The organism is Roseibium sp. (assembly GCF_965276855.1).
GTDB lineage: Bacteria > Pseudomonadota > Alphaproteobacteria > Rhizobiales > Stappiaceae > Roseibium.
On record NZ_OZ255700.1, the window covers coordinates 3120776 to 3145000 of the forward strand.

The window sequence follows — 24225 nt, forward strand, 5'->3', positions numbered from 1 at the left end:
GCAGTTTGGTTAATCGGGAGTTTGCGCCGACTTAGACAAGCGCACCGTGGCAATGCTTGTACTTCTTGCCAGATCCGCAAGGGCAGGCCTCATTGCGGCCGACTTTTCCCCAAGTCGCAGGATCGTTCGGATCGCGTTCCCGGCTTGCTTGCGGTTGACCTCTTGTTTGCGCCATTTCGTCTTCACCGGTCAGCGGGTTGATGTGATGCTCATGCATCTCCGGCATCTGCGGCATTTCCGGCGGCTGCTCTGTTACCAACTCCACGCGGAGGAGCTGTGCCGTCGTGACCTGACGAAGTTGAGCCAGCATGGATTCAAACAGAGTGAAAGACTCGGTTTTGTATTCCTGTAGCGGGTCGCGCTGACCATATCCGCGGAAGCCGACGACAGAGCGAAGATGATCCAGGTTGGCCAGATGCTCCCGCCAAAGATTATCAAGCGTTTGAAGTAGGATCGCCTTTTCGACCCGGCGCATGACTTCCGGCGTGTACTTGGCGACTTTTTGGGCCATGGCCTCGTCAGCCGTCCGTGTCAGCCGTTCCTTGACCTCTTCATCCGCGATACCTTCTTCCGCCGCCCAGTCCTTGATCGGCAAATCAAGATTCAGATACTTGCGGACTTCTTCCTGAAGTCCTTCGGTGTCCCATTGTTCTGGATAAGCACGTTCTGGAATGTGGCTCGCGACCAGGTCGTCGATCACGTCGTGCCGCATATCCGTCACGGCATCTTGGATCGCGTCGCTGTCCATCAGGTCGATACGTTGATCGAAGACGACCTTGCGCTGGTCGTTCATAACGTCGTCGAATTTCAGGAGGTTTTTCCGGATATCGAAGTTTCGCGCCTCGACCTTTTGCTGCGCCTTTTCAAGAGCTTTGTTAATCCACGGATGGATGATCGCTTCGCCTTCTTCAAGACCGAGCTTCTGGAGCATGGAGTCCATGCGCTCGGAACCGAAGATCCGCATAAGGTCGTCTTCAAGCGACAGGAAAAACTTGGAGTGGCCCGGATCACCCTGACGGCCGGACCGGCCACGCAGCTGATTGTCGATGCGGCGGCTCTCATGCCGTTCGGTGCCGATCACATAAAGACCACCAGCAGACAGCGCTTCTTGCTTGAGCTCTTCGACTTCGGCGCGAATGGCAGCTTCCTTCGCAGCGCGTTCTTCCCCTTCCGGCATATCGCCGAGGGTCATGTCGATCTGCATGTCGGCGTTGCCGCCAAGCTGAATGTCTGTGCCACGGCCGGCCATGTTGGTTGCGATTGTGACCGCACCTGGTAAACCAGCCTGAGCAACGATAAAGGCTTCCTGCTCGTGATAGCGTGCGTTTAGAACTGCAAAGACCTTCGCCTTGCCGCCGTCCTTTTTTTGCGCAGCCGCGAAGGCGGCCGGATCGCTCAAATCGATCTGTTTGTAGCCATGTTGCTTCAAAAGCTCGGCGAGGATCTCTGACTTTTCAATTGAGGTCGTGCCAACAAGAATCGGCTGCCGTCGTTCCTTGCATTCATCGATCAGTTTGACGATCGCGTTGAATTTTTCTTTGAAGGTCCGGTAGACCTCATCGTCATCATCAGCTCGCTTAACGGCGACATTGGTCGGAATTTCAACGACTTCCAGCTTATAAATGTCGGCAAATTCGTCCGCTTCGGTTGAAGCCGTGCCGGTCATGCCGGCAAGCTTGCCGTACATGCGGAAATAATTCTGGAACGTGATTGATGCGAGCGTCTGGTTTTCAGGTTGAATGCGAACTTTTTCGCGCGCTTCCAGCGCCTGATGCAATCCTTCGGAGAACCGGCGGCCCGGCATCATGCGGCCCGTAAACTCATCAATGATGACAACCTCGCCGTTGCGGACGATGTAGTCTTTGTCCCGTTGGAAGAGTTTGTGAGCTTTCAGAGCTTGCTGCAGATGGTGAACGATCGAGACGTTCTCCACGTCATACAGCGAATCGCCTTTCAGAAGGTCTGCTTCTGCGAGCAGGCCCTCGAGCTTCTCGTTGCCGGCTTCGGTAAATGTTGCTGACCGGGCCTTCTCGTCGAGCTCATAGTCTTCTTCGACAAGGTTTGGGATAAAAGCATCTACGGTGTTGTAGAATTCAGACCGGTCTTCCAGGGGACCGGAGATAATCAACGGTGTTCGCGCTTCATCGATCAGGATTGAATCGACTTCGTCAACAATGGCGTAGGCATGACCGCGCTGAACCATCGAGGCACGGTCGTGTTTCATGTTGTCGCGAAGATAGTCGAAACCGAACTCGTTGTTCGTTCCATAGGTGACATCAGCCGCATAGGCCGCGCGGCGTTCTTCATCCGACAGGCCATGGGTGATGCAACCAACAGACAGTCCCAGAAACTTGTAGACCTGTCCCATCCATTCACTGTCACGCTGGGCAAGGTAGTCGTTCACGGTGACGACGTGCACACCTTCTCCCAGTAGGGCGTTCAGGTAGACAGGGGCCGTTGCCACAAGGGTCTTACCTTCACCCGTTCGCATTTCCGCGATTTGACCGGAGTTCAAAACCATGCCGCCGATCAGCTGGACATCGTAATGGCGCTGGCCGAGGGCCCGTTTGGCCGCTTCTCGGACTGTCGCAAAAGCAGGCGCAAGGATATCGTCCAGGGACACGCCGTTTTTCAGCTGGTCACGGAATTTCTCCGTCTGGCCGCGAAGGTCCTCGTCCGACAAAGCCTGGATCTCAGCTTCCAGAGCGTTGATTTGCTCAACTCTCGCCCGGAATGACTTCACTTTCCGGTCATTTGAAGATCCGAATAACTTACGTGCTATTGCGCCGAGGCCAGCCATGTGGCGGTCCTTCCTTTACGGTCGGTGTCACTGGCAATCTGACACCTGCCCATGAAATCGTCTCAATTTGTTGTACACGTTGCACACGTAGCGCAGCGCGCTGGCCAACTCATGCGGCCGAAAAGATGCCATCCCAGCCTCGCAGCAGGGCCGCCCGAGAGATAAGAGGGGGGTGAATGCTTGTCAACGCTGCTGGAATAGGCAATGTACCCGAGCCCTCGTGTTTCGAGGGATAAAAGAGATATGTTCCCATAGGTAAAGGTTTTCTCATGCTCCGAAATTCGATGCGCAGGCCAGTCCAGGCTCTTGCCATTTCCTTCATGGCGCTGACGCTCGGATCGGCTTCCTTGTCGGCGGCCGAACCGGACGATGTCGTTGCCAAGGTAGGCGATGCGGTCATTACGGAAGCCGATATTGCGTTTGCCGCTCAGGACTTGGGTCAAGAGCTGCAACGTTTTCCGCCGGCGCAATGGCGCCAGTTGCTGCTCGACGTCATGATTGACATGGAGCTGCTGGCTCTGGCTGCGAAGAACGATGGACTGGATCAGGATCCGGAATTCAAGAAACAGCTCGAATTCCTCGAACTGCGCGCATTGCGCAATGCCTATCTCGGCCAGAAGATCAATGCTGCTATCACCGATGAGGACGTTAAGGCCGCCTATGAAAGGGAATTTGCTGATTTCGTAGGTCCGGAAGAAATCAATGCCCGTCATATTCTGGTCGAGGACAAAGCTGCAGCCGAGGCCCTGATCGAAGAACTCGATGGCGGCGCGGATTTCGCGGAATTGGCCAAAGAGAAATCGACGGGCCCTTCAGGACCGAACGGTGGTGATCTTGGCTACTTTGGAAAAGGTCAGATGGTACCGCCATTTGAAGAGGCAGCTTTCGCTTTGGAGCCGGGTGCCTACACCAAAGAGCCTGTTGAAACCCAATTTGGATGGCACGTCATCAAGGTGGAAGACAAGCGCCAGCAGGAAAAGCCGGCTTTGGAAGCCGTTGAGGCAAACTTGCGTCAGCAGCTTGCGCGTGAGCGTTATGAAGCGCGCATGATTGAGCTGAAGGACGAATTTGCCATCGAGATCCTGGATGAGCAGCTTGCCAATGCAGAATCTGAGAAACCAGCTGCTGAGTAACCGGAGCTGTGTTTCAGAAATCCCCGGTGGCCTTGCGGCTGCCGGGTTTTTTACTTGGTGAAGAAGACATCTTTTTTGAAAAGACTTGCAGACCCGTCTGCCTCTAGCTAGGGACAACAAAAGCCCGTTTACGCAGTCTGGAGCCGATCCCATGTCGACCACCGTTTCTCCCCTTGCGCCCAAATCCTATCCGGATATGCCGGACATCGAGGGGGTCACTTTCGCAACTGTGGAAGCGGGCATCAAGTATTCCGGCCGAACGGACGTTTTACTCGCGTCGCTGGTAGAAGGGACTGCTGTTGCGGGCGTTTTCACCAAATCCAAATGTTCGTCTGCACCCGTTGACTGGTGCAAGGAGATCCTGAGTAATGGGCAAGCCCGGGCCTTGTTGGTCAATTCAGGAAACGCCAATGCCTTCACTGGAAAAAAAGGGGCGGCTGCCGTTGAACTGTCCGCTGATATTGTCTCAAAGGCGGTTGGGTGTCCGCGCCACAGCATTTACCTCGCGTCGACCGGTGTGATTGGCGAACCGCTTCCTGCGGAGAAGTTCGAAGGCGTCGCAGATGGTCTGGTGGCAGCGCAAGGGCAGGCCAGCTGGCTGGATGCAGCGCAAGCCATAATGACGACGGACACCTATCCGAAACTGGCAACAGCCACCGTCGATCTGGATGGCGAGACCGTGTCGATCAACGGGATTGCAAAAGGGGCGGGCATGATCGCCCCGGATATGGCGACTATGCTGTCCTTTGTCTTCACGGACGCGGCCATTGCGCCTGGCGTCCTTCAGGCAATGCTCGGGCAAAACACAGAAACTTCCTTCAATGCCATTACGGTCGACAGCGACACGTCGACCTCTGACACTGTTCTGTTCTTTGCGACCGGCGCTGCAGAAAAGCGGGGTGTGGCTGCCATTGCGGAGGTCGATGATCCAAGGGCCGAAGTGATCCGGGCAGTGCTTGCCGATGTGATGACGGATTTGGCTCACCAGATCGTCAGGGACGGCGAGGGCGCTCGCAAATTTGTCGAGATTGCTGTTGAAGGCGCGGAAACCGATCAGTCCGCCAAGCAAGTTGCCCTTTCGATCGCCAATTCCCCGCTCGTGAAAACAGCCGTAGCTGGTGAAGACGCCAATTGGGGAAGGGTTGTTATGGCAGTTGGCAAGGCAGGTGAACCGGCGGATCGCGACCGGCTGGCTATTTGGTTTGGGGATGTACGTGTTGCTGTTGGGGGCGAGCGCGACCCTTCTTACAGCGAGGAGGCTGCCTCTGCTGTGATGAAAGAAGAGAACATTCCGATACGCGTAGATCTTGGCCTTGGGACAGGCGAAGCCGTCGTGTGGACATGCGATCTGACCAAGCAATATGTGGAAATAAACGGCGACTACAGAAGTTGATCGTCGATTAATTTTTTTGCGATGGCTTTATCAATTGCCGTCGCAGTTGTGTCAAAATCGGACAAAGAACAATGACCAAGATCGTGCTTGTCGCAGCTTGTGCGCTTGTCGACGTTGATGGACGTATTCTGCTTGCGCAGCGTCCTGAGGGTAAATCGATGGCGGGTTTGTGGGAGTTTCCGGGTGGAAAGGTCGAATCTGGCGAGCGCCCGGAGGAGACTTTGATCCGTGAACTGCGCGAAGAACTCGGAATCGAGGTTAATGAAGCGTGTCTCGCCCCTTTGACTTTCGCGAGCCACACTTATGACGACTTTCATCTTCTCATGCCATTGTACATCTGCCGCAGGTGGGAGGGTATTCCGCGCGGTCAGGAGAACCAGGCGCTCAAATGGGTTCGTGCTGTGAGGTTGCGGGACTATCCGATGCCAGCTGCAGATGAGCCCCTTATTCCGCACTTAATGGATGCGGTGAGCATATAAGTGTTGGCAGGGCGGTCTGAATGATCTGGAAGTTATTGCATATTCTGAGTTTCAAAATCGCCGATTTGCTGGAGGACCGCAGCGGGGCCACCATGGTCGAGTATGGGCTGATGGTCGCTACAGTCGGTGTGGCCATCTTGATTACCTTTATCGGCTTAGGTGAAACGATCCGGGACGATGTATTTTTGGCTATCTCCAATGCCATGCAATCTGGCAGCAGCAACGCGTCTCAACCATAAATTCCCTGCGTGCTAAGTTGTTATTGATCTGACAACTTGGTCTCAATTGATCCCAACGCATCCGCCAAACGGGTCTTGGCTGACCCGGGTTTGAGCGGTTTTTGCTGGCTGGAATGTGGTGTCCATCCGAGCAGGGTGACCATGTTGAAGGTTGCGCGGACCCGCCCATCGGGGTCGGCATAATCTTGGGCATACATTTGCGCTGCCCTGAAAAACACTGATTTTGCCAACGGTTTTTTGCTGCGATCCTTGAGGATGTTTGTTGCTCCCATCGCCCTCAAATCAGCCATCAAATCAAACATGGAATTGTAGCGGACAGTGAGCGGATCCATGTCGGTGACTGGCAATGCGAAACCGGCACGTTGCAATAGTCCGCCCAAATCGCGAGTGTCTGCGAAGGGCATGACACGTGCTGCTGCACCGCCCTTGAGCTCCAGTTCGGCGCGGGTCAGGCAATCCCTTAATTCCGTCAATGTGCCGGCACCTGCAAGGGTTGCCAAAAACAGTCCATCAGGCCGCAATGCTCTGCGGATCTGAATGAGGGTTCCTGGCAGGTCGTTGACGAATTGCAATGAAAGTGCAGACACGATGAGATCGGCGGACTGATCTTTTAGAGCCAGCACCGCATCATCTGCGACAAATGCGGGAGCTGCAAGCTGCGGGTCCGGTTGCCAGAGATCAGCCCTATAGAGTGTTTTTGCTTTGCCGGTCGCTCGAAGCAATGCCTCGACATGCCCACAATGTCCCCCGAGATCAATCGCCGTTTCGAAGGTTCGGGTAATCGCTGACAGCCGCTCGCCGAGATCTTCGGCAACCACTTTCAACAAAAAGTCAGAACCGGGCTTCGCGTTCTTTAGGGCTTTTTGGCGCCTGATGCGCAGCAGTTCGCGATCAAACAATTCGGGTTGCGCGGTCACGGATTTCGCCTTCCTGTGCTTCGTTCCCGTCGACATAGGTCAATTGCAAACAGGCGTCAAAACCATCTGCCAGTCTCGGTAGTTTGATTGTATCTTGTGTTGTTGTGGGCCTCGTGCACACTCATTGAGTGTGTGAGGTGCGTATGACGTTCAAATCCGTTGTGACTTTGTCTGCGATCGCAGCCGGGGAGTACCTACTTGATGCCCTATTGCCGAGGCGCTGCCCCTGTTGTGAGCGTGGTGTTGCCAGCGGTCTCGGCTTGTGTGGCAGCTGCTGGCAAGAAGTCCGATTTTTGGAACGGCCATGGTGTCATAGATTGGGGACGCCGTTCACACACAACGTTGGTGAAGGCGCGCTTAGTCCCCGGGCGATTGCCGAGCCGCCCGAGTTCGATCGTTTGAGAGCCGTTGCTTACTACTCAGGTCCAGCGAAGGATCTGGTTCTGGGGTTGAAATTTGCGCGGCGCAGAGAACTGGCCGAGGCCATGGGGATATGGATGGCCCGGGCGGGCGCAGAATTTTTACGGGATAGCTTGATCATCCCGGTTCCACTGCATTGGACGCGCCTTTGGCAGCGCCGCTTTAATCAGGCGGGGGATCTTGCACGCGTCGTCGCGGAGGTCTCAGGGACGGAATATGCACCGTTCGTACTGAAACGGACGAAACGGACCCAGCAACAAGTTGGGCTGCCGGCCAAGGAGCGCAAGCGTAATGTCCGCCGGGCATTTCAAGTGCCGGGCGGGCAGCTGCAATCGCTGGCCGGGCGGAGTGTTGTTCTCGTCGATGATGTTTACACAACAGGGTCGACGGTCAGCGCTTGTACTAAAGTGCTGAAATCTGCAGGTGCAAGTACCGTTGACGTCCTGACTTTTGCATTGGCCGATCCAGTCAATCACGAAGACGTTGACCATCCTGATTAAGCGATCCGCCCCAAATTCTTGAGTTTTCGGGTTATCAAACGCATATACCGCTGCAAGCAATCTCCATGGCGCACTATGGAGACGATCTATTGTGCGGGAAAAGGAAACAAGGAATGACTGACGTCAAGATTTACACGCGGCAACTCTGCGGGTTCTGTACAGCTGCAAAACGCCTTTTGGAAAAGAAAGGTGTTTCTTTCACCGAGCACGATGCGACCTTCGATCCAAAACTTCGTCAGGAAATGGTCCAAAAGGCAAATGGCCGATCCACTTTCCCGCAAGTTTTCATCGGATCAAAACACGTTGGCGGCTGCGATGATTTGCATGACCTTGAACGTGCAGGCAAACTGGACCAGTTGCTCGCTTCGTAATTCCGAAGGAGCTCAAACCGATCTCCTTTTGAGGATGAAGTAATGGCCACCTTCAAAGCGGCGTGTATTCAACTGCGCAGCAGTAAATCCATTGAGCAAAATGCTCTTGTTGCGGAACAGTTGATCCGGCAAGCGGCCGAGGCTGGAGCGATCTACATCCAGACACCGGAAATGTCCAATGTTCTGGTCCGAAACCGCGAAGAGCTGATGGAGCGGATCGGGTCTGGCGTTGAAGACCCGTTCTTGAAAATGGCGCAACGGGTGGCATCCGAGCTCAACGTGTCTCTTCATCTCGGTTCGTTGGCTGTCATGAAAGACAGCGGCAAAGTCGCCAACCGGGCCTTTTTCATTGGCGCAGATGGCGCAATTCAAGCGTCTTATGACAAGATACACATGTTCGATGTGGATCTGCCGAATGGCGAGAGTTGGCGGGAGTCGGCAACCTATGACCCGGGTCAGGAAACGATCCTGACGGATGCACCCTTTGGGCGTGTCGGCATGGCTGTGTGTTACGATGTTCGCTTCCCAGCCGTCTTTCGAGAACAGGCAAGACGCGGTGCTGAGGTCCTGACAGCTCCGGCAGCTTTTACGCGGCAGACTGGTGAAGCCCATTGGCATGTGCTACAGCGCGCCCGCGCAATTGAAAACGGCGCCTATATGATCTCAGCAGCCCAAGGGGGAGTCCACGAAGACGGCCGCGAGACATACGGACACAGTCTGGTGGTCGATCCTTGGGGAGAGGTTATAGCCGAGCTGGATCATGATAAGCCGGGATTTGTTGTCGCGGCTATTGATACTGAGAATGTTGCCAAGGCAAGGGCGCGCATTCCCGCCATCGTCAACGAGCGGGCATTTGTGTCCCGTGTTGCTGATGGCCTAAAGGAGATGCCTGCGTGATCAAATACACGCTTGTTTGCGATACACCGCATACGTTTGAAGGCTGGTTCCGCAATTCGGAAGACTTCGACGTGCAATGTGGCCGAGGCCTGGTGACATGCCCGGTTTGCAACAGCACGGATATCAAGAAGGGCTTGATGGCGCCTGCTGTATCAACATCGCGGAAGAAAGACGCAATGGTGCTTCCTGATATCACCGAAACTGCGCCGCCTCCTCCTATCGCTGCGCCAGCATCCAGCCCACAGGTTCCAGCTTCTGCCAGTGACGTCAAACCGCAAGCTTCTGCGCTTATGCCCAATGATGTGCGTCAGAAAGAGATTGTAGAGGCATTGCGGCTGGTGCGTGCCAAAATGACAGAAAATTCTGAAAATGTTGGATCTTCTTTTGCCTCCGAGGCCCGCAAGATCCACTACGGCGAAGCGGAAGAACGAAATATCTACGGTGAAACCTCCCCGAAAGAAGCGATGGACCTTATCGACGAAGGAATTTCCGTTCTTCCTCTGCCTGAGCTGCCTGACGACAAGAATTGACAAAGCTGTCGGTCGCGGAACACAGTGGCCGTCAAAGGTGGAGAGGCAGCGGTGGCGCTGAACCTCTCCGTATCCTCTTTATGACGTCGCAGCCGTCTTCCGGCGTGCCTTCGGTTTCTCGACTTCCTGCATGCTTTCTTCGACCGCCTTGCTGAGTTCGCTTACGGTTTCCATCGCTGTTTCGTTCAGTTCTTCCGCAGCCGCAGCGTTCTCGGTAAAGCTCTCGCGCATCAAAGCGGCTTGCTTCTCAAAATGCGCCTGATACTCGCTGGTCATTTTTGAATAGAAAGCCTGCAGTGTGGCAAAGGTTTCCTCTGGCACCGTGCACTGGCTGAGTGATTTCGCACACTCAAAATCTTCGTGAAGCCGGTGGTTTACAAAATTCATATGGTCTTCGAATGCCTTTCCGGCATGTGTCCACATGGTTTCTCCCATTTTCTGGAAACTGGCGACGGCCTTGGCTTCCATACGGTCTTCGCGTTCGGCAAACGCCCAATTGGAAAATGCGGGCATTGGCCATTCCGGCATCATGCCGGTGAGATCGAAACTTGTCATATTACGTTTGGTTGGCATTGGACCCTCCGCTTGAAAATGGCTGTTCCGCGAACGCCGGCGGGGGGAATTTTTAAAGCCGGCGTCAGTTCCGGTTCGTGGACACTGCAATCTGCGCAGCGCCAAAACATTTTCTGACCTTACGGCAGATATGAGGCCTAACTTTGATGCAGGTCAATTTTTCACTGCGGCATTTTGGACACTAAGCAAAGGCTAGAACCGGTTCTCAAGCATTATTTAAGAAGCTGCGCAGTATGCCGGTCACTTCATCCGGTTTTTCCAACGTGGAGAGATGTCCGCTACCTTCGATAATGGCCAGACCGCTATTCGGAATGAGCGGGTGTATTTCTTGCGCTAGCTCAGGAGGCGTCAGGGTATCTCCATCTCCGACCAGAACGAGCGAAGGACAGGATATCTCATGAAGCCGTGGCCGTGCATCGGGCCGATGGATCAGCGCTGTCTGTTGGCGAATAAAGGCTTCTGGACCAGTGTCTGACGCCATTTCGACAACGATTTGTTTGAGATCATGGTCGTCGTGCCGACTCTCGTGGACAAATCCGGGAAAGAGCAGTTCAGGAACCTTTTCAAAGCTCCGTTCCCTGGTCAGTCTGATCAGGAACTCGCGCCGCTTTTTTTGTTCCGGAGTGTCAGCACGCGCATTCGTATCCAGTAACGCGAGCTTGCTAACCCGCTCCGGTGCCTCGCGCATGATTTCCATGGCGATATAACCGCCCATGGACAGGCCAATCAGAGAGAACCGGTCAGGCGCTTGTTTCAAGATGTCGGCCGCGATCGCTTCAATCCTGTCATGTTCGCGGTGATTGGCAACCATGATCGGGCGGTCCGCGAACGCAACAATTTGTGGTGCGTATAGGGCTTCGGTGCACAGAAGACCTGGGACAAACAGAATCGGATCGCTCATCAGGGCGTCTTGGGTCGTTCGGCGAGCAGCATGTAGTTGACGTCCATGTCGCGCGAACGGGCCCAGGCGTCGGTGATTGGGTTAAAACTCACACCGGACCGGTCAATGATGGTCAGGCCCGCTGCGTTGAGAGGAGATTCGATTTCGGACGGTTTGACCAGTTTTTCGTAGGAATGCGTGCCCTTCGGCAGCCAACGCAAAACGTACTCTGCCCCCACAATCGCCAGAGCATAAGCCTTTAAAGTCCGGTTGATTGTCGCAACGAACATGAGGCCACCTGGGCGGACCATCTGGCTCGTCGCGTTCAAGAAAAGCGGGACATCGGCGACGTGTTCAACGACTTCCATGTTCAGAACGACGTCGAATGTTTCGCCGGCCTCGGCCAGCGCTTCCGCTGTTTCGGCGCGGTAGTCGATGTCCAAGCCCGAGGATTGCATGTGGAGTTTTGCAACCTCAATGTTGGTTTCAGAGGCATCTGCGCCGACGACATCGGCTCCGAGCCGGGCCATCGGTTCGCTCAAGAGGCCTCCGCCACATCCGATGTCCAGAAACCTTAGGCCCTTAAACGCGTCCGGAGAGTTTGGATCTCGGTCGAATTGACGGCAGACCTCCTGTTTGATGTAGGACAGCCGTACCGGGTTGAATTTGTGCAGTGGTTTGAACTTGCCGGTCGGATCCCACCATTGATCGGCCAACGCTGAAAACCGGGCAACTTCATCACTGTCGATCGTTCCGTTGGTTTTTTGTGCCGTACTTGTCATCTGAAGACCCTTCATCGGAATGCCGGCGCGCGTCACTCCGTATATTTCAAAAGTGTTCTCTGTCGTTCCAAGGTCGCAGCCTATTTGTCAAGCCAACCTGTTGCAGCATCGCGACGCACCCTGTATGCATGTCCGCCGATCCAACAGGCGCGACCGGCGCCCCGGGAAGTCATAACTAGAATACGAGTGGTATGGCCCGACTGGTTTTAAAATTTGGCGGGACATCGGTTGCTGACCTCGATCGCATCCGCAATGTCGCACGCCACGTCAAACGGGAAGTGGACGCAGGTCACCAGGTCGCTGTTGTTGTTTCAGCAATGTCCGGGCAGACCAACAAGCTGGTTCAGTTCTGCCGTGACGCTTCACCGCTGCATGATGCCCGCGAGTATGACGCGGTCGTTGCTTCAGGCGAACAGGTGACTTCTGGCCTCCTGGCCATTGTCCTGCAGGACATGGGCGTCAATGCACGCTCTTGGCAGGGGTGGCAGGTGCCGATCAAGACGGACGAAAATCACGGTGCCGCGCGCATTCGTGAGATCGATGGTGCGTTCTTGACCGAGCGGCTTGAGCAAGGACAGGTGGCTGTTCTCGCCGGCTTTCAGGGCATTTCGCCGGACAATCGGATTTCGACGCTTGGCAGGGGCGGTTCCGACACCAGCGCGGTTGCGATCGCAGCGGCCATCAAGGCTGACAGGTGTGATATCTATACAGATGTTGACGGGGTCTACACCACCGACCCGCGGATCGTCCCGCAGGCACAACGCCTTGACCGCGTCTCGTTTGAAGAAATGCTAGAAATGGCGTCCCTTGGAGCGAAGGTTCTTCAGGTGCGGTCGGTTGAAATGGCTATGGTGCACGGCGTTCGCACCTTTGTGCGGTCAAGCTTTGATGACCCGGATGCGCCGCAGACTGGCCAGGACGGCCTTCCGGTAGGTACTCTTATTTGCGACGAGGATGAACTCGTGGAACAGCAGGTTGTCACCGGCATTGCATATGCCAAGGACGAAGCTCAGATCTCTATCCGTGACGTTGCGGACAAGCCGGGGGTCGCTCAATCCGTTTTCGGTCCGTTGGCGGATGCCAGCATCAACGTTGACATGATCGTTCAGAACATCTCTCCGGATGGCAAGACGACTGACATCACGTTCACGGTTCCTGAAGCGGATTTCGCTCGGGCGAAAAAAGTTTTGGAAGACAATCGCGATGAGATCGGTTTCCAAAACCTCGAGGGCGCAGCTGATGTGGTTAAAGTGTCCGTCATCGGCATTGGAATGCGGTCTCATGCCGGTGTCGCAGCCCAGTGCTTTAGCGGTTTGGCGAGCAAGGGCATCAACATCCGCGCGATCACGACCTCGGAAATCAAGATTTCCGTTCTTATCGATTCTGCCTATGCGGAACTTGCAGTCCGGACTCTCCATTCGCTATACGGTTTGGACGGATAAGAATCCGTGGGTCTGGTCTCGGCGTAGTCGAGACCGGGTTTTTGCTTAGCGGGATCACTCGGGGGCGGAATGCGCAGCAACCTAGCAGGACCGCGCCTATTGCTCCGCCGGCTCCGGGAAGTCATGGCGGAGCCCATCAAGGCGCAGGAGCGTCTCGACAAGATCGTTGTTTTGATCGCGTCGAACGTCGTCGCCGAAGTGTGTTCCGTTTATATCTTGCGCGCCGATGGGGTTCTTGAACTTTACGCCACCGAGGGCCTGAAGCGCGAAGCTGTCCACAATGCTTCTTTGCGCGTTGGGGAAGGCCTGGTTGGTCTGATTGCGGCAGAGGCCCGTCCCCTTAATCTCCCAAATGCAAGTGCGCATCCCGGCTTCGCCTATTTGCCGGAAACCGGGGAAGAGGCTTACAATTCCTTCCTCGGCGTACCGATCTTGCGGGCAGGGCGGACGCTTGGGGTTCTCGTTGTCCAGAACCAGTCTCACCGCACCTATCTCGAAGACGAGGTCGAAGCCCTTCAGACCACAGCCATGGTCATCGCGGAGATGGTTGCGGCCGGAGAGCTTGAAGCGATTTCACAGAAGGCAACCGGGTTGGATATGTCCCGGCCGATCGCCTCGTCAGGCGTTGGTTTGGCCGAAGGTGTCGGCTTGGGCCACGTTGTTCTCCATGAGCCCAGAGTTGTTGTCACCAATCTCATCTCAGAAGATGCCGACAAGGAAAAGCAACGGCTTGACGGTGCCATCAATCGTTTAAGGCTATCGATTGACGACCTCTTGGCCAGCGGCGAAATTGCTGCGACCGGCGAGCATCGCGAAGTGCTCGAAGCCTATCGGATGTTTGCATATGACCGCGGCTGGATCCGGAAGATTGAAGAAGCGATCAAAAACGGTCTGACGGCGGAAGCAGCGGTTGAAAAGGTGCAGAGCGACACGCGCGCCCGGATGTTGCGGCAGACGGACCCGTACCTGCGCGAGCGCCTGCATGATCTTGATGATCTTGCGCATCGGCTGATCCGTGAATTGATGGGCCGTGAGCATGGCCCCGGGATCGACGAGCTGCCGCAGGATGCCATCATCATCGGCCGGAATATGGGCGCTGCCGAGCTATTGGATTATGGCCGCGACCGGATTCGGGGACTCGTTCTTGAAGAGGGTGGTCCAACCAGCCACGTGACGATTGTCGCAAGAGCGCTCGGCATTCCAGCTGTCGGTTTGGTCGATGACATCGTCAGTCTCGCAGACGGCGGTGATGCAATCATTGTTGATGGGGACACGGGCGAGGTTCATCTGCGCCCGGCTGCGGATCTTGAAAATGCCTATGCAGAAAAAGTCCGCTTCCGCGCCCGGCGGCAGGCCCAGTACCGGCGTTTGCGCAACAAACCGTCGGTCACCAAAGATGGTGTTGAAGTCGCCCTTCAGATGAATGCGGGCCTTCTGGTGGATCTGCCGCATCTGGAAGAGGCCGGTGCAGCCGGAATTGGACTGTTCCGAACAGAACTCCAGTTCATGGTTGCATCGTCGTTTCCCAGGATGCGCGATCAGCAGGCGCAATATTCTCAAATTCTTGATGCGTCCGACGGCAAACCCGTAACATTCCGGTCGCTCGATATCGGTGGCGACAAGGTTCTTCCATACCTGCGCTCCATTCTGGAGGAAAACCCGGCCATGGGCTGGCGCGCCCTGCGGCTCGGCCTCGACCGGCCAGGCCTGCTACGCACGCAGATCCGGGCCCTTCTGCACGCGGCGGCTGGGCGCGATCTGAAACTGATGTTTCCAATGGTCGTGGAAGTCGAGGAATTCCTTCAGGCCCGCGGTTTGGTCGAGAAAGAACTGAAACACCTGCGCCGTCACGGGCACCCGGTGCCAGAAACCATCCGTCTTGGAGTGATGGTAGAAGTGCCATCCCTTCTGTTCCAGCTTGAAGAACTGCTGGGCCATGTGGATTTCATATCTGTCGGCTCCAACGATCTGTTCCAGTTCTTCTGTGCGGTGGACCGTGGCAACACCCGTGTCGCGGATCGTTTTGATCCCTTGAGCCCTCCGTTCTTGAGGGCCTTGAAACAAATTGTGGCTGCGGCAGATAAAGCCCACGTGCCGGTGACACTGTGTGGCGAAATGGCTGGTAATCCGTTGGCGGCCATGGCACTGATTGGGCTCGGATATCGAAACTTGTCGATGTCGCCCGCATCCCTGGGGCCTGTCAAAGCCATGCTTCGGACCTTGGATGCCGGCAGATTGAGCGCGCGGCTACTGTCAAGAATGGAGCCTGGGCATCGCGATAGCGATATTCGGGCATTTTTGACCCGATTTGCCGAAGAAATGGATGTTGCGCTTTAGCAGCTTGCCGAACCTAGTCACCCCATTTTGGGAATTCAGGAGACACAGCGCGTATGCTGGCGCGTCATAAACTCGATAACCTGCTTGATCGGTTTGCCGAACTTGAACACATGATGTCCGCAAATCCTGACCCGGCGTCTTATGTGAAACTGTCCCGTGAATATGCGGGGCTTGAGCCGCTGGTTTTGAAAATCCGGGCCTTGGTCAAGGCCGAGGAAGATCTTAAGGGCGCTGAGGATCTGATCGAAGATCCGGCGACCGATCCTGAGATGCGGGAACTTGCGGAACTTGAACGGGATGAACTCTTCGAGAACCTTGAGCGTTTGACACAGGATGTGCGCATCGGTTTGCTTCCCAAGGATGAAGCCGACACCAACGATGCGATTTTGGAAGTCCGTGCCGGTACCGGTGGTGATGAGGCCGCGCTTTTTGCCGGTGACCTCTTCCGCATGTATCAGCGCTATGCCGAACTGCGTGGGTGGAAAGTCGAAATTCTCTCCGCCAGCGAAGGCGAAGTCGGTGGCTTCAAGGAAGTCATTGCTTCTGTTTCCGGCGAGAATGTATTTGCCCGGCTGAAGTTCGAATCTGGGGTTCACCGTGTTCAACGGGTGCCTGCGACCGAATCCGGTGGGCGGATCCACACCTCCGCTGCTACTGTTGCGGTTCTTCCTCAAGCGGAAAACGTTGATATCGATGTTCAGGATAGCGATCTAAGGATCGATACCTTCCGGGCGTCCGGTGCGGGCGGCCAGCACGTCAACACGACGGATTCTGCAGTCCGCATAACGCACATCCCGACCGGGATCGTTGTCGCGGTTCAGGACGAACGTTCGCAGCACAAAAACAAGGCCCGGGCGATGCAGCTACTGCGCGCCCGGATCTATGATGAGGAGCGTGAGCGGGCTGCGAGCGAGCGCACCGAGGCACGCCGTTTGCAAGTTGGGTCCGGGGATCGGTCAGAGCGCATCCGTACCTACAATTTCCCGCAAGGCCGGGTCACCGATCACCGGATTGGATTGACGCTCTATAAGCTTGATCAGATCATCGCCGGAGAAAGCCTTGATGAGGTGATCGAAGCCTTGATCCTAGACTACCAGGCAAACCTTTTGGCGTCGGAAGAAGCCTGATTCAAGAAGGCAGCTCATGAAAACCGGGGCGCTTTATCGCCAGATCCGCGATCAGTTCCGTGGCGGCAAACTGGAAACACCGGAACTGGATGCGAAACTCTTGGTCAGCGCCGCTTTGCGGATATCTGTCTCAGAGTTGTTGCTCAGTGAAAGCGAGAAGGTCCCGGATGCAGCGGCTGGCATCGCGTTGGAATACGCAATGCAGCGGCTGAACGGAAAACCGGTTGGCCGGATACTTGGAGAACGTGAGTTCTATGGCCGGATCTTCCGGCTAAATCATGCGACCCTTGAGCCGCGCCCGGACACGGAAACCCTGATTGAAACTGTTCTGAAGGACTGTGATCCGGTCCGGCCGCTGACAATGTGTGACATTGGGACGGGAACAGGGGCCATCGCCGTGACGTTGCTTGCTAAGTTACAGGAAGCGATCATGGTTGCGGTCGACATCTCAGAAGATGCGCTGGGCTGTGCAGTGAGCAATGCCGATAATCATGGGGTTGGTGCCCGCTTTCTTCCCGTTCGTGGTGACTATGCAGCCGCGTTGCAGCACGGATTTGACTGGGTAATCAGCAATCCCCCGTATATCCGCACGCCGGTCTTGAGCGAACTTTCCAAGGACGTGCTGCAGCACGATCCGATTCTTGCCTTGGATGGCGGCGCGGACGGTCTGCAAGGCTATCGGCAGATCGTTTCGCAGGCGGCTTCCATTTTGGTGCCGGGTGGGCGAATAGCTTTGGAAATAGGCTATGATCAGGGCGAAGAGTTGAAAAACCAGCTGCGTCATCATGGCTTTGAGGCAATTGATATCATTCAGGATCTTGGCGGGCGTGACCGGGTTGCAACAGCTCGCCGGGTTTAATGATCATGATTTAATCTTGCTGCGAAAAAGCACTTGGAAATCGTAGCGGAACGGGGTACGTTCGGCTTGCCGAGACCGGAGATGTGATAAGCGTTTAAGCGGGGCATACGCATCCGGCAACTTCACAAAATGTGCTGACTTGCGCAGTGAATGTAGTTGTCAATCGGGCTAACCGGTTTTTGGACTGTCGGAGAAAAAGACATGGGCACTGGCTTTTAGCCGGGCTTCCAGCGTCTGACTTTTCATTGACAGCTGCAGGCCATCACGGGTTGGTTTCGGCGCGTATTTCGTATCGGTTTAAAGATATTCCGATGTTTGGTCGGCCATAGGCTGACCGCCGTTCCTTAAGAGAAAACGGCAGGATGAGACCAGGAAATCAAAGCAATAAGCGTATGCGCGGACGGGGCCGCAAGGGACCTAATCCGCTAACCCGGACTTACGAATCCAACGGTCCTGATGTGAAAATCCGCGGCACAGCTATGCATATTGCGGAGAAGTATCAGCAGCTTGCCCGCGATGCACAGGCATCGGGCGACCGGGTGATGTCCGAGAATTACAATCAGCATGCTGAGCACTATCTCCGTATTGTAGCGGCTGCACAGCCGCCGCAGCAGAACACGCAGCACACCGCGCGTCATGAGGCGGACGAAAACCAGGATCAGGCAGCCGTAAACGGCTCTGGCGGATCTCAAGGCAGTGACCAGCCGTCAAAGCAATCCGCAGATAACACCGTTGTTGATGGAGATGCTCCGCAGCCGTTTATCGACAACATGCCGGTGATTGACCAGGAAGGCCAGGTGAACGGGGCAGCTCAGGCGTCTGATGAAGCCGGCGAAGCTGAAGAGAAGCCGCGCCGCCGGACCCGGACGCCACGGACCCGTACCCCGCGCAAAGCTGCATCAGAGGCTGGGTCCGAAAATGAAGCACAAGCTGGTGCCGGCGGTCCTGAAGCTGCGGATGAAGGCGAAGAGCAACCAAAACCACGGCGCCGGACAACCCGGACACGCCGCACCAAAGCAACGGAAGATACACCTTCCGAAACGGCTGCAGCGGGTGAATGACGCCAGCGTCAAACAAGCTCTGAATGATAAGAAAACGGCGTCCATATGGGCGCCGTTTTTATTTTGCCCGGCAATCGGGCGGCAATTTGGTGCAGGGGTCTTTTGTGGTGAAAATGCAACACTATATTGGGTAAGCAGTGCTTTACGAGGCTGCGCAGATGCCCGCCAAGGGGTCTGAAACTCAAAAACGTTCCCCACGCTTCGGGTGGTGCGGACGGGAAGGGGATTGCACATGAACTTTGAAAAATATACCGAACGGGCCCGCGGATTCGTTCAATCTGCCCAGACATTTGCATTGGGCCGTGGCCACCAGCAGTTTACTCCGGAACATGTTCTGAAGGTCCTACTGGATGATACGGAAGGTATGGCGAGCGGTTTGATCAGCCGGGCTGGCGGCGATGCAAAAGCGCTCAAGGGAGATCTTGGAGGCATTCTCGACAAAATGCCGAAAGTCTCCGGTGGCTCTGGTCAACTTTACATGCACCAAGCAACCGCGCGGTTGTTTGATCAGGCAGAAAAGATAGCTGACAAGGCCGGCGACAGTTTCGTGACTGTCGAGCGTTTGTTGCTCGCTCTGGCCATGGATGCAGACAGCGAAGCTGGCAAGTTGTTCAAACGTCACGGCATCACGCCGAATGCCTTGAATGAAGCTGTCAATCAGTTGCGCCAAGGCCGCACGGCTGACAGTGCGACGGCTGAAAACCAGTATGAAGCTTTGAAAAAATATGCCCGGGACCTGACCGAGGTGGCACGGGACGGAAAACTTGATCCGGTAATTGGCCGCGACGAGGAAATCCGCCGCACGATCCAGGTCTTGTCACGGCGAACGAAAAACAACCCCGTTTTGATCGGGGAACCGGGCGTCGGCAAAACCGCGATTGCGGAAGGTTTGGCGCTCCGGATCGTCAACGGTGATGTTCCCGAGTCCTTGAAGGACAAACAGTTGCTGGCACTCGACATGGGCGCCCTGATCGCCGGTGCGAAGTACCGCGGCGAGTTTGAGGAGCGTTTGAAATCCGTCTTGTCTGAGGTTGAGGCCGCAGCGGGTGGGATTGTTCTCTTCATCGACGAAATGCACACGCTTGTGGGTGCCGGGAAGGCGGATGGTGCTATGGATGCATCGAATCTCCTGAAACCTGCGCTCGCACGCGGTGAGCTGCACTGTGTCGGGGCAACGACGCTCGATGAGTACCGCAAACACGTTGAAAAGGATGCAGCGCTTGCCCGCCGTTTCCAGCCGGTTTTCGTAACTGAACCGACAGTGGAGGACACGGTTTCAATCCTGCGCGGGATCAAAGAGAAGTATGAATTGCACCACGGTGTACGCATCACCGACTCGGCAATCGTTTCGGCGGCATCTCTGTCAAACCGTTACATCACGGATCGGTTTTTGCCGGACAAGGCAATTGATCTTGTCGATGAGGCGGCAAGCCGCTTGCGCATGCAGGTGGATTCCAAGCCGGAAGAACTCGACGAACTGGACCGGCGGATCATCCAGCTCAAGATCGAACGGGAAGCTTTGAAGACAGAAAGCGACGAAGCGGCCAAGGACCGCCTTGGAAAGCTTGAAAAGGAACTGACCGAACTGGAGGAGCAGTCCCAGACACTGACCAGCCGTTGGCTTGGGGAGAAGGAAAAACTGAACCTTGAGCAGAAGATCAAGGAGCAATTGGAACAGGCCCGGATCGATCTGGAGATTGCACAGCGTCAAGGTGATTTGGCGAAAGCCGGGGAACTGGCCTACGGTGTTGTCCCGGATCTGGAACGCAAACTGGCTGACGCTGAAGCGTCCGAGGACAGTGACGCGATGGTGGATGAGGCGGTCACTCCGTCACACATCGCCCAGGTCGTATCCAAATGGACGGGCATTCCGGTCGACAAGATGCTGGAGGGCGAGCGTGAAAAGCTGCTCCGGATGGAAGACGTTCTCGCTGGCCGGGTGATTGGTCAGGGCGAAGCGATCCATGCAGTGTCCACCGCAGTACGTCGCGCACGTGCGGGTCTTCAGGACCCGAACCGGCCAATCGGATCGTTCATGTTCCTTGGGCCGACCGGGGTTGGCAAAACCGAACTGACCAAGGCGCTTGCGAGCTTCCTGTTCGATGATGACAGCGCAATGGTCCGCATCGATATGTCGGAGTACATGGAGAAACACTCTGTTGCCCGGTTGATCGGTGCCCCTCCCGGCTACGTCGGATACGAGGAAGGTGGTGCTCTCACCGAAGCGGTTCGTCGGCGCCCGTATCAGGTCGTGCTCTTTGATGAAATCGAGAAAGCGCACTCCGATGTCTTTAACGTGCTGCTGCAGGTCCTCGATGATGGCCGTTTGACGGATGGTCAGGGCCGGACTGTGGACTTCAGGAACACGCTGATCATCATGACCTCGAACCTCGGATCAGAGTTCCTGGTCAACCAGCCTGAAGGCGAAGACAGTGACGCGGTACGCACTGAGGTGATGTCTGTGGTCCGCGGGCATTTCCGTCCGGAGTTCCTGAACCGGCTTGATGAGATTGTTCTCTTCCATCGGCTGCAGCGGTCTCAGATGTCGGCGATCGTTAAGATTCAGCTTGAGCGCTTGCGCGGTCTTTTGACTGACAGGAAGATTACGCTCAATCTGGACGATGGGGCCCTCGGCTGGTTGGCTCAAAAAGGGTACGATCCTGCTTATGGTGCGCGCCCGCTGAAGCGGGTGATCCAAAAGGATGTCCAGGATCCGTTGGCTGAGAAACTGCTCGCCGGTGATGTGCTGGATGGGCAGACAGTGAATGTGTCTGCGGGCACGGACCGCCTGCTGTTTCAGGTGGCAGGCGCTGATAGCCAAGCCGCATAACCGAAGCGTAGCTTGAGATAAGTTAAAGCCCGCGGAGCAGCTGCTTCGCGGGCTTTTCAATTTCTCCGATCTCTGCTCTTTACGCAGGCCGTTTTAATTCAATGATGCGATCCGGGAAGGCTTACGGGCTCTGTCGAGCAAGGTGTCGATCCGGTAGCGCTCCGCCTCAAAGGCTGTGCGCAGTTCGCCGTCCAAGGTTCTCCCCTTTGGCAATTTGATCCGCATTGGGTCCATAAAGCGGCCGTTGACGAGTACTTCGTAGTGCAGATGCGGACCAGTCGACAGGCCGGTGGAGCCGACATAACCGATAACGGTGCCTTGGTTGACCCTCGCCCCCTCTCGGATCCCTTTGGCGAATCCGGTCAAGTGACTGTAGGTGGTTACATAGCCGTTCGTATGCTGCAGCTCGATACGCCGCCCGTACCCGGAACTCCAACCGGCTTTCTTGATTGTCCCATTGCCAGCCGCGAAAATCGGGGTGCCACGTGGCGCTGCCCAGTCCACACCACGGTGCATCTTGGTATATCTGTGAATTGGGTGGCGGCGCATGCCGAAGCCAGACCTGAATTTGCCGCCGTTCAGCGGTTTCCGGATCAGGAACTTCTTCGCGCTCTGGCCAGAGTCGTCATAAAAATCGATGACATTGTCATCCGGCGTCCGGTAGCGGTAAAACTCGCGGCTTGTATTTCCGGTTTTCAAAGACGCATAAAGGATTTTCGGCGGGCCGCCGGCTTCGCTTTCCGTAAAGAACAGTTCAAGTGCGTCGCCAGGCTGGACGCGGGCATTGAAATCGACATCAAAGGAGAACATCCGGATGAGATCGTCGATGATTGCTTCCGGCATTTCCTGCTCGAGAGCCGTCTGATAGAGGCTGTCGTAAATTGCAGGCGTCGGACCACCGTAGGAAATACGGTCGGCCTCTTCAAACGCATTCGCCAAAAACGTGTCGGGTTCTTTGGCTTCGATGTAGGATCCGCTGTCGGAGCGGGCCACAGTCGCCTGATGTTCAGTATCGGTATAGAGGCTGATCCGTTCCGGACGCATCCGCTCCAGATTTTCCGGATCCGGTGCATACGCGATCCGCAGCCGTTGGCCGTCTACAATATCTGTTAAACCGAAAACATCGCGGAAGGCATCGTTGATGGTCGCAGCTTCGGTTTCGGTCGCCTCGTGATCCAGCAGCAAATCTCCTAGGTTTTGTCCGGAATTCAATGGGATGATCTTTTCATCCATTCCGGCAAAGCGGATTTCTTCTTCGCGTTTTGACACAAATGAGACGTTTTCCGGAGTAATGCGGACTGCGAACCGTTCGAGATCGGGCTGGAGGGCAAGGTTGAAGTCAAACCGACCGGGATCGACAAGCGTTTTTGCGGCCATCTCGACTGTGTCGATGGACACCGTCCGGGCGGTTTCACGGACCGCAAGTTCAATCTCGGTTTCCGATGGGGTCGCATCCAGAGCAATTGAGCCGCTGTCGGCCGGAAACGCCGTCAGACTGATGCTGACTTCACTCTCAAGTTTTGCCCCGTAACTGGAATCTGCCAAGAGCAAAGTTGTTTCAGATCCCGAAGCCCCGCCCTCATCGTTCAGATCCTGATTGTCCGAAAACATCGCCATCGGATTGAAATCGGGGATGAGGTGGACAAGTTCCGGATCGGACCGGGTAGCAAGGCTGGCACTGACGAAAACATGGGGTTGAACACGGATGTTTTCGCGTTCTCCGACCCGGGTTACAACATTTACGTCCAGAACTTGTTTGTTTGAATACTCCGTGGCGGTCTTCAGTACGCGGTCACCCTTTGAGCCACGCCCTCCAGACTCCAGATAACCGTTGCTGCCAAGATCAAACGACGGTGTCGCTGCAACACTGTATTGACCATCCAGTGCAGCTGTCAGCGCGCCGCCCATCAAGACCAGAGATGTCACGCCTGTCAGAACGGTTCCGGTCAACCATCTAAAAGACACCTGCCGGCGGTCCGGCAATCCCTGCCCGGCTTCATAGGAGCGAAGCGGCGGTTCATTCCCGAGGTCGATTTGCGATCGATGATGATTATGGAAGGGCCCAAAGTGCATTTGTAACCGGTCCGGTCCTTTCAATCGCTTCATGAAGCGGTGTTGCTAGTATAAAACGGTTCGCGTCCTGCAGGTGAATAGCCGATGCAGCTACATGCAGGTTTTCAGCAAAAACGTCAAATATTTTGCCGTCAATGAGTGCCGTAATCGCTCATCGCACCAACGCGTATGTCCGAAATCCGGCATTTATATGTTTCAAATGTTCGCCGCATCAGCCCTGGTATCCGGATAGTCCATGAGGCCGATATCTCATGACCTAAATAGACTTTTATATTAGGGGGCTGTGGGAGAGGAGATTTTCAGAGTATCCTGGTAGTTTGAACGATGCGCGGGCGGAACGCTCCAATCTGCGGCCTTTGTTTCGCATAAGATACTGTAAACAAATATATTTTTGGAGTTTTTGATTTTTGTGAATCTTTTTTGACAAACTGTGTTGACTCCAACTGGGGCGATGCGTATAACCGCCTCCATCGACGGCGGCGCTGCTGACGCGGCGCTCTTCACCGTCGGTTCTACCGAAAGAATTGATCCAAACGCCTCAACAAGGCCTCGGCTCTGTGTCTGTCGGTGTCGGCTCCAGGC

20 protein-coding genes are annotated in these 24225 nt (G+C 55.5%); 14 read left to right on the forward strand and 6 right to left on the reverse strand.

Translation table 11 applies throughout. The features are described 5' to 3' along the window. Positions 1-31: 31 nt before the first annotated feature. Positions 32-2800 carry a preprotein translocase subunit SecA gene (secA, locus tag ACQY4Z_RS14475; RefSeq protein WP_428522378.1) on the reverse strand — a complete coding sequence of 923 codons (2769 nt, stop codon included), beginning with the start codon at positions 2798-2800 and terminating at the stop codon, positions 32-34. Between the two features lie 284 nt (positions 2801-3084). On the opposite strand from secA, the gene ACQY4Z_RS14480 reads away from it, so the two are divergent. The 4 genes from ACQY4Z_RS14480 to ACQY4Z_RS14495 all read left to right on the forward strand — a co-directional run bounded on the left by ACQY4Z_RS14480 (position 3085) and on the right by ACQY4Z_RS14495 (position 6044). Beyond that, on the forward strand, positions 3085-3933 hold the full coding sequence (locus ACQY4Z_RS14480) for a peptidylprolyl isomerase (RefSeq protein WP_428522380.1): 849 nt from the start codon (positions 3085-3087) through the stop codon (positions 3931-3933). A 151-nt stretch (positions 3934-4084) separates the two neighbouring features. After that, complete coding sequence (gene argJ / locus ACQY4Z_RS14485; RefSeq protein WP_428522382.1) at positions 4085-5326, forward strand: bifunctional glutamate N-acetyltransferase/amino-acid acetyltransferase ArgJ; 1242 nt, start codon at positions 4085-4087, stop codon at positions 5324-5326. 71 nt (positions 5327-5397) lie between these two features. Further along, the gene (locus tag ACQY4Z_RS14490; RefSeq protein WP_428522384.1) at positions 5398-5805 is read left to right on the forward strand and encodes a (deoxy)nucleoside triphosphate pyrophosphohydrolase; all 408 of its coding nucleotides are present in this window, start codon (positions 5398-5400) and stop codon (positions 5803-5805) included. Between the two features lie 20 nt (positions 5806-5825). Beyond that, entirely contained in the window at positions 5826-6044 is a 219-nt protein-coding gene (locus ACQY4Z_RS14495) for a Flp family type IVb pilin (RefSeq protein ID WP_428522386.1), read from the forward strand. Positions 6045-6064: 20 nt separating this feature from the next. On the opposite strand, the gene ACQY4Z_RS14500 is transcribed toward ACQY4Z_RS14495, so the two are convergent. Then, positions 6065-6997, reverse strand: a complete 933-nt coding sequence (locus ACQY4Z_RS14500; RefSeq protein WP_428522387.1) for a methyltransferase domain-containing protein — start codon at positions 6995-6997, stop codon at positions 6065-6067. A 107-nt stretch (positions 6998-7104) separates the two neighbouring features. On the opposite strand from ACQY4Z_RS14500, the gene ACQY4Z_RS14505 reads away from it, so the two are divergent. From ACQY4Z_RS14505 to ACQY4Z_RS14520, 4 genes are all read left to right on the forward strand, one after another. Then, positions 7105-7881 carry a ComF family protein gene (locus tag ACQY4Z_RS14505; RefSeq protein ID WP_428522389.1) on the forward strand — a complete coding sequence of 259 codons (777 nt, stop codon included), beginning with the start codon at positions 7105-7107 and terminating at the stop codon, positions 7879-7881. A gap of 113 nt (positions 7882-7994) precedes the next feature. Further along, on the forward strand, positions 7995-8252 hold the full coding sequence (grxC, locus tag ACQY4Z_RS14510; protein WP_428522391.1) for a glutaredoxin 3: 258 nt from the start codon (positions 7995-7997) through the stop codon (positions 8250-8252). A gap of 42 nt (positions 8253-8294) precedes the next feature. Further along, positions 8295-9149 carry a carbon-nitrogen hydrolase family protein gene (locus tag ACQY4Z_RS14515; RefSeq protein WP_428522393.1) on the forward strand — a complete coding sequence of 285 codons (855 nt, stop codon included), beginning with the start codon at positions 8295-8297 and terminating at the stop codon, positions 9147-9149. Then, positions 9146-9679: a DUF1178 family protein gene (locus ACQY4Z_RS14520; RefSeq protein WP_428522395.1), complete on the forward strand. Its 534-nt coding sequence runs from the start codon at positions 9146-9148 to the stop codon at positions 9677-9679. The genes ACQY4Z_RS14515 and ACQY4Z_RS14520 overlap by 4 nt, the downstream gene beginning before the upstream one ends. Before the next feature lie 78 nt (positions 9680-9757). Here ACQY4Z_RS14520 and ACQY4Z_RS14525 read toward each other — a convergent pair whose 3' ends face one another. The 3 genes from ACQY4Z_RS14525 to ubiG all read right to left on the reverse strand — a co-directional run bounded on the left by ACQY4Z_RS14525 (position 9758) and on the right by ubiG (position 11914). Next, positions 9758-10252, reverse strand: a complete 495-nt coding sequence (locus ACQY4Z_RS14525; RefSeq protein ID WP_428522397.1) for a hypothetical protein — start codon at positions 10250-10252, stop codon at positions 9758-9760. A gap of 205 nt (positions 10253-10457) precedes the next feature. Further along, the gene (locus ACQY4Z_RS14530; protein WP_428522399.1) at positions 10458-11153 is read right to left on the reverse strand and encodes an alpha/beta fold hydrolase; all 696 of its coding nucleotides are present in this window, start codon (positions 11151-11153) and stop codon (positions 10458-10460) included. Further along, a complete protein-coding gene (gene ubiG / locus ACQY4Z_RS14535; RefSeq protein WP_428522401.1) occupies positions 11153-11914 on the reverse strand; it encodes a bifunctional 2-polyprenyl-6-hydroxyphenol methylase/3-demethylubiquinol 3-O-methyltransferase UbiG in 762 nt (253 codons plus the stop codon). The genes ACQY4Z_RS14530 and ubiG overlap by 1 nt, the downstream gene beginning before the upstream one ends. 191 nt (positions 11915-12105) lie before the next feature. Between ubiG and ACQY4Z_RS14540 the strand changes: the two genes are divergently transcribed. The 6 genes from ACQY4Z_RS14540 (at position 12106) to clpB (ending at position 21570) form a co-directional block, all read left to right on the forward strand. Continuing rightward, entirely contained in the window at positions 12106-13356 is a 1251-nt protein-coding gene (locus tag ACQY4Z_RS14540) for an aspartate kinase (protein ID WP_008196107.1), read from the forward strand. Positions 13357-13425: 69 nt separating this feature from the next. After that, positions 13426-15693, forward strand: a complete 2268-nt coding sequence (gene ptsP, locus ACQY4Z_RS14545; protein ID WP_428522403.1) for a phosphoenolpyruvate--protein phosphotransferase — start codon at positions 13426-13428, stop codon at positions 15691-15693. A gap of 53 nt (positions 15694-15746) precedes the next feature. Continuing rightward, on the forward strand, positions 15747-16820 hold the full coding sequence (gene prfA / locus ACQY4Z_RS14550) for a peptide chain release factor 1 (RefSeq protein ID WP_428522405.1): 1074 nt from the start codon (positions 15747-15749) through the stop codon (positions 16818-16820). Positions 16821-16836: 16 nt separating this feature from the next. Beyond that, positions 16837-17679, forward strand: a complete 843-nt coding sequence (prmC, locus tag ACQY4Z_RS14555) for a peptide chain release factor N(5)-glutamine methyltransferase (protein WP_428522407.1) — start codon at positions 16837-16839, stop codon at positions 17677-17679. 362 nt (positions 17680-18041) lie between these two features. Next, positions 18042-18740, forward strand: a complete 699-nt coding sequence (locus ACQY4Z_RS14560; RefSeq protein WP_428522409.1) for a DUF4167 domain-containing protein — start codon at positions 18042-18044, stop codon at positions 18738-18740. 232 nt (positions 18741-18972) lie between these two features. Continuing rightward, on the forward strand, positions 18973-21570 hold the full coding sequence (gene clpB, locus ACQY4Z_RS14565; RefSeq protein ID WP_428522411.1) for an ATP-dependent chaperone ClpB: 2598 nt from the start codon (positions 18973-18975) through the stop codon (positions 21568-21570). 93 nt (positions 21571-21663) lie between these two features. On the opposite strand, the gene ACQY4Z_RS14570 is transcribed toward clpB, so the two are convergent. Further along, positions 21664-23535 carry a M23 family metallopeptidase gene (locus ACQY4Z_RS14570; RefSeq protein ID WP_428522413.1) on the reverse strand — a complete coding sequence of 624 codons (1872 nt, stop codon included), beginning with the start codon at positions 23533-23535 and terminating at the stop codon, positions 21664-21666. Positions 23536-24225: the final 690 nt, after the last annotated feature.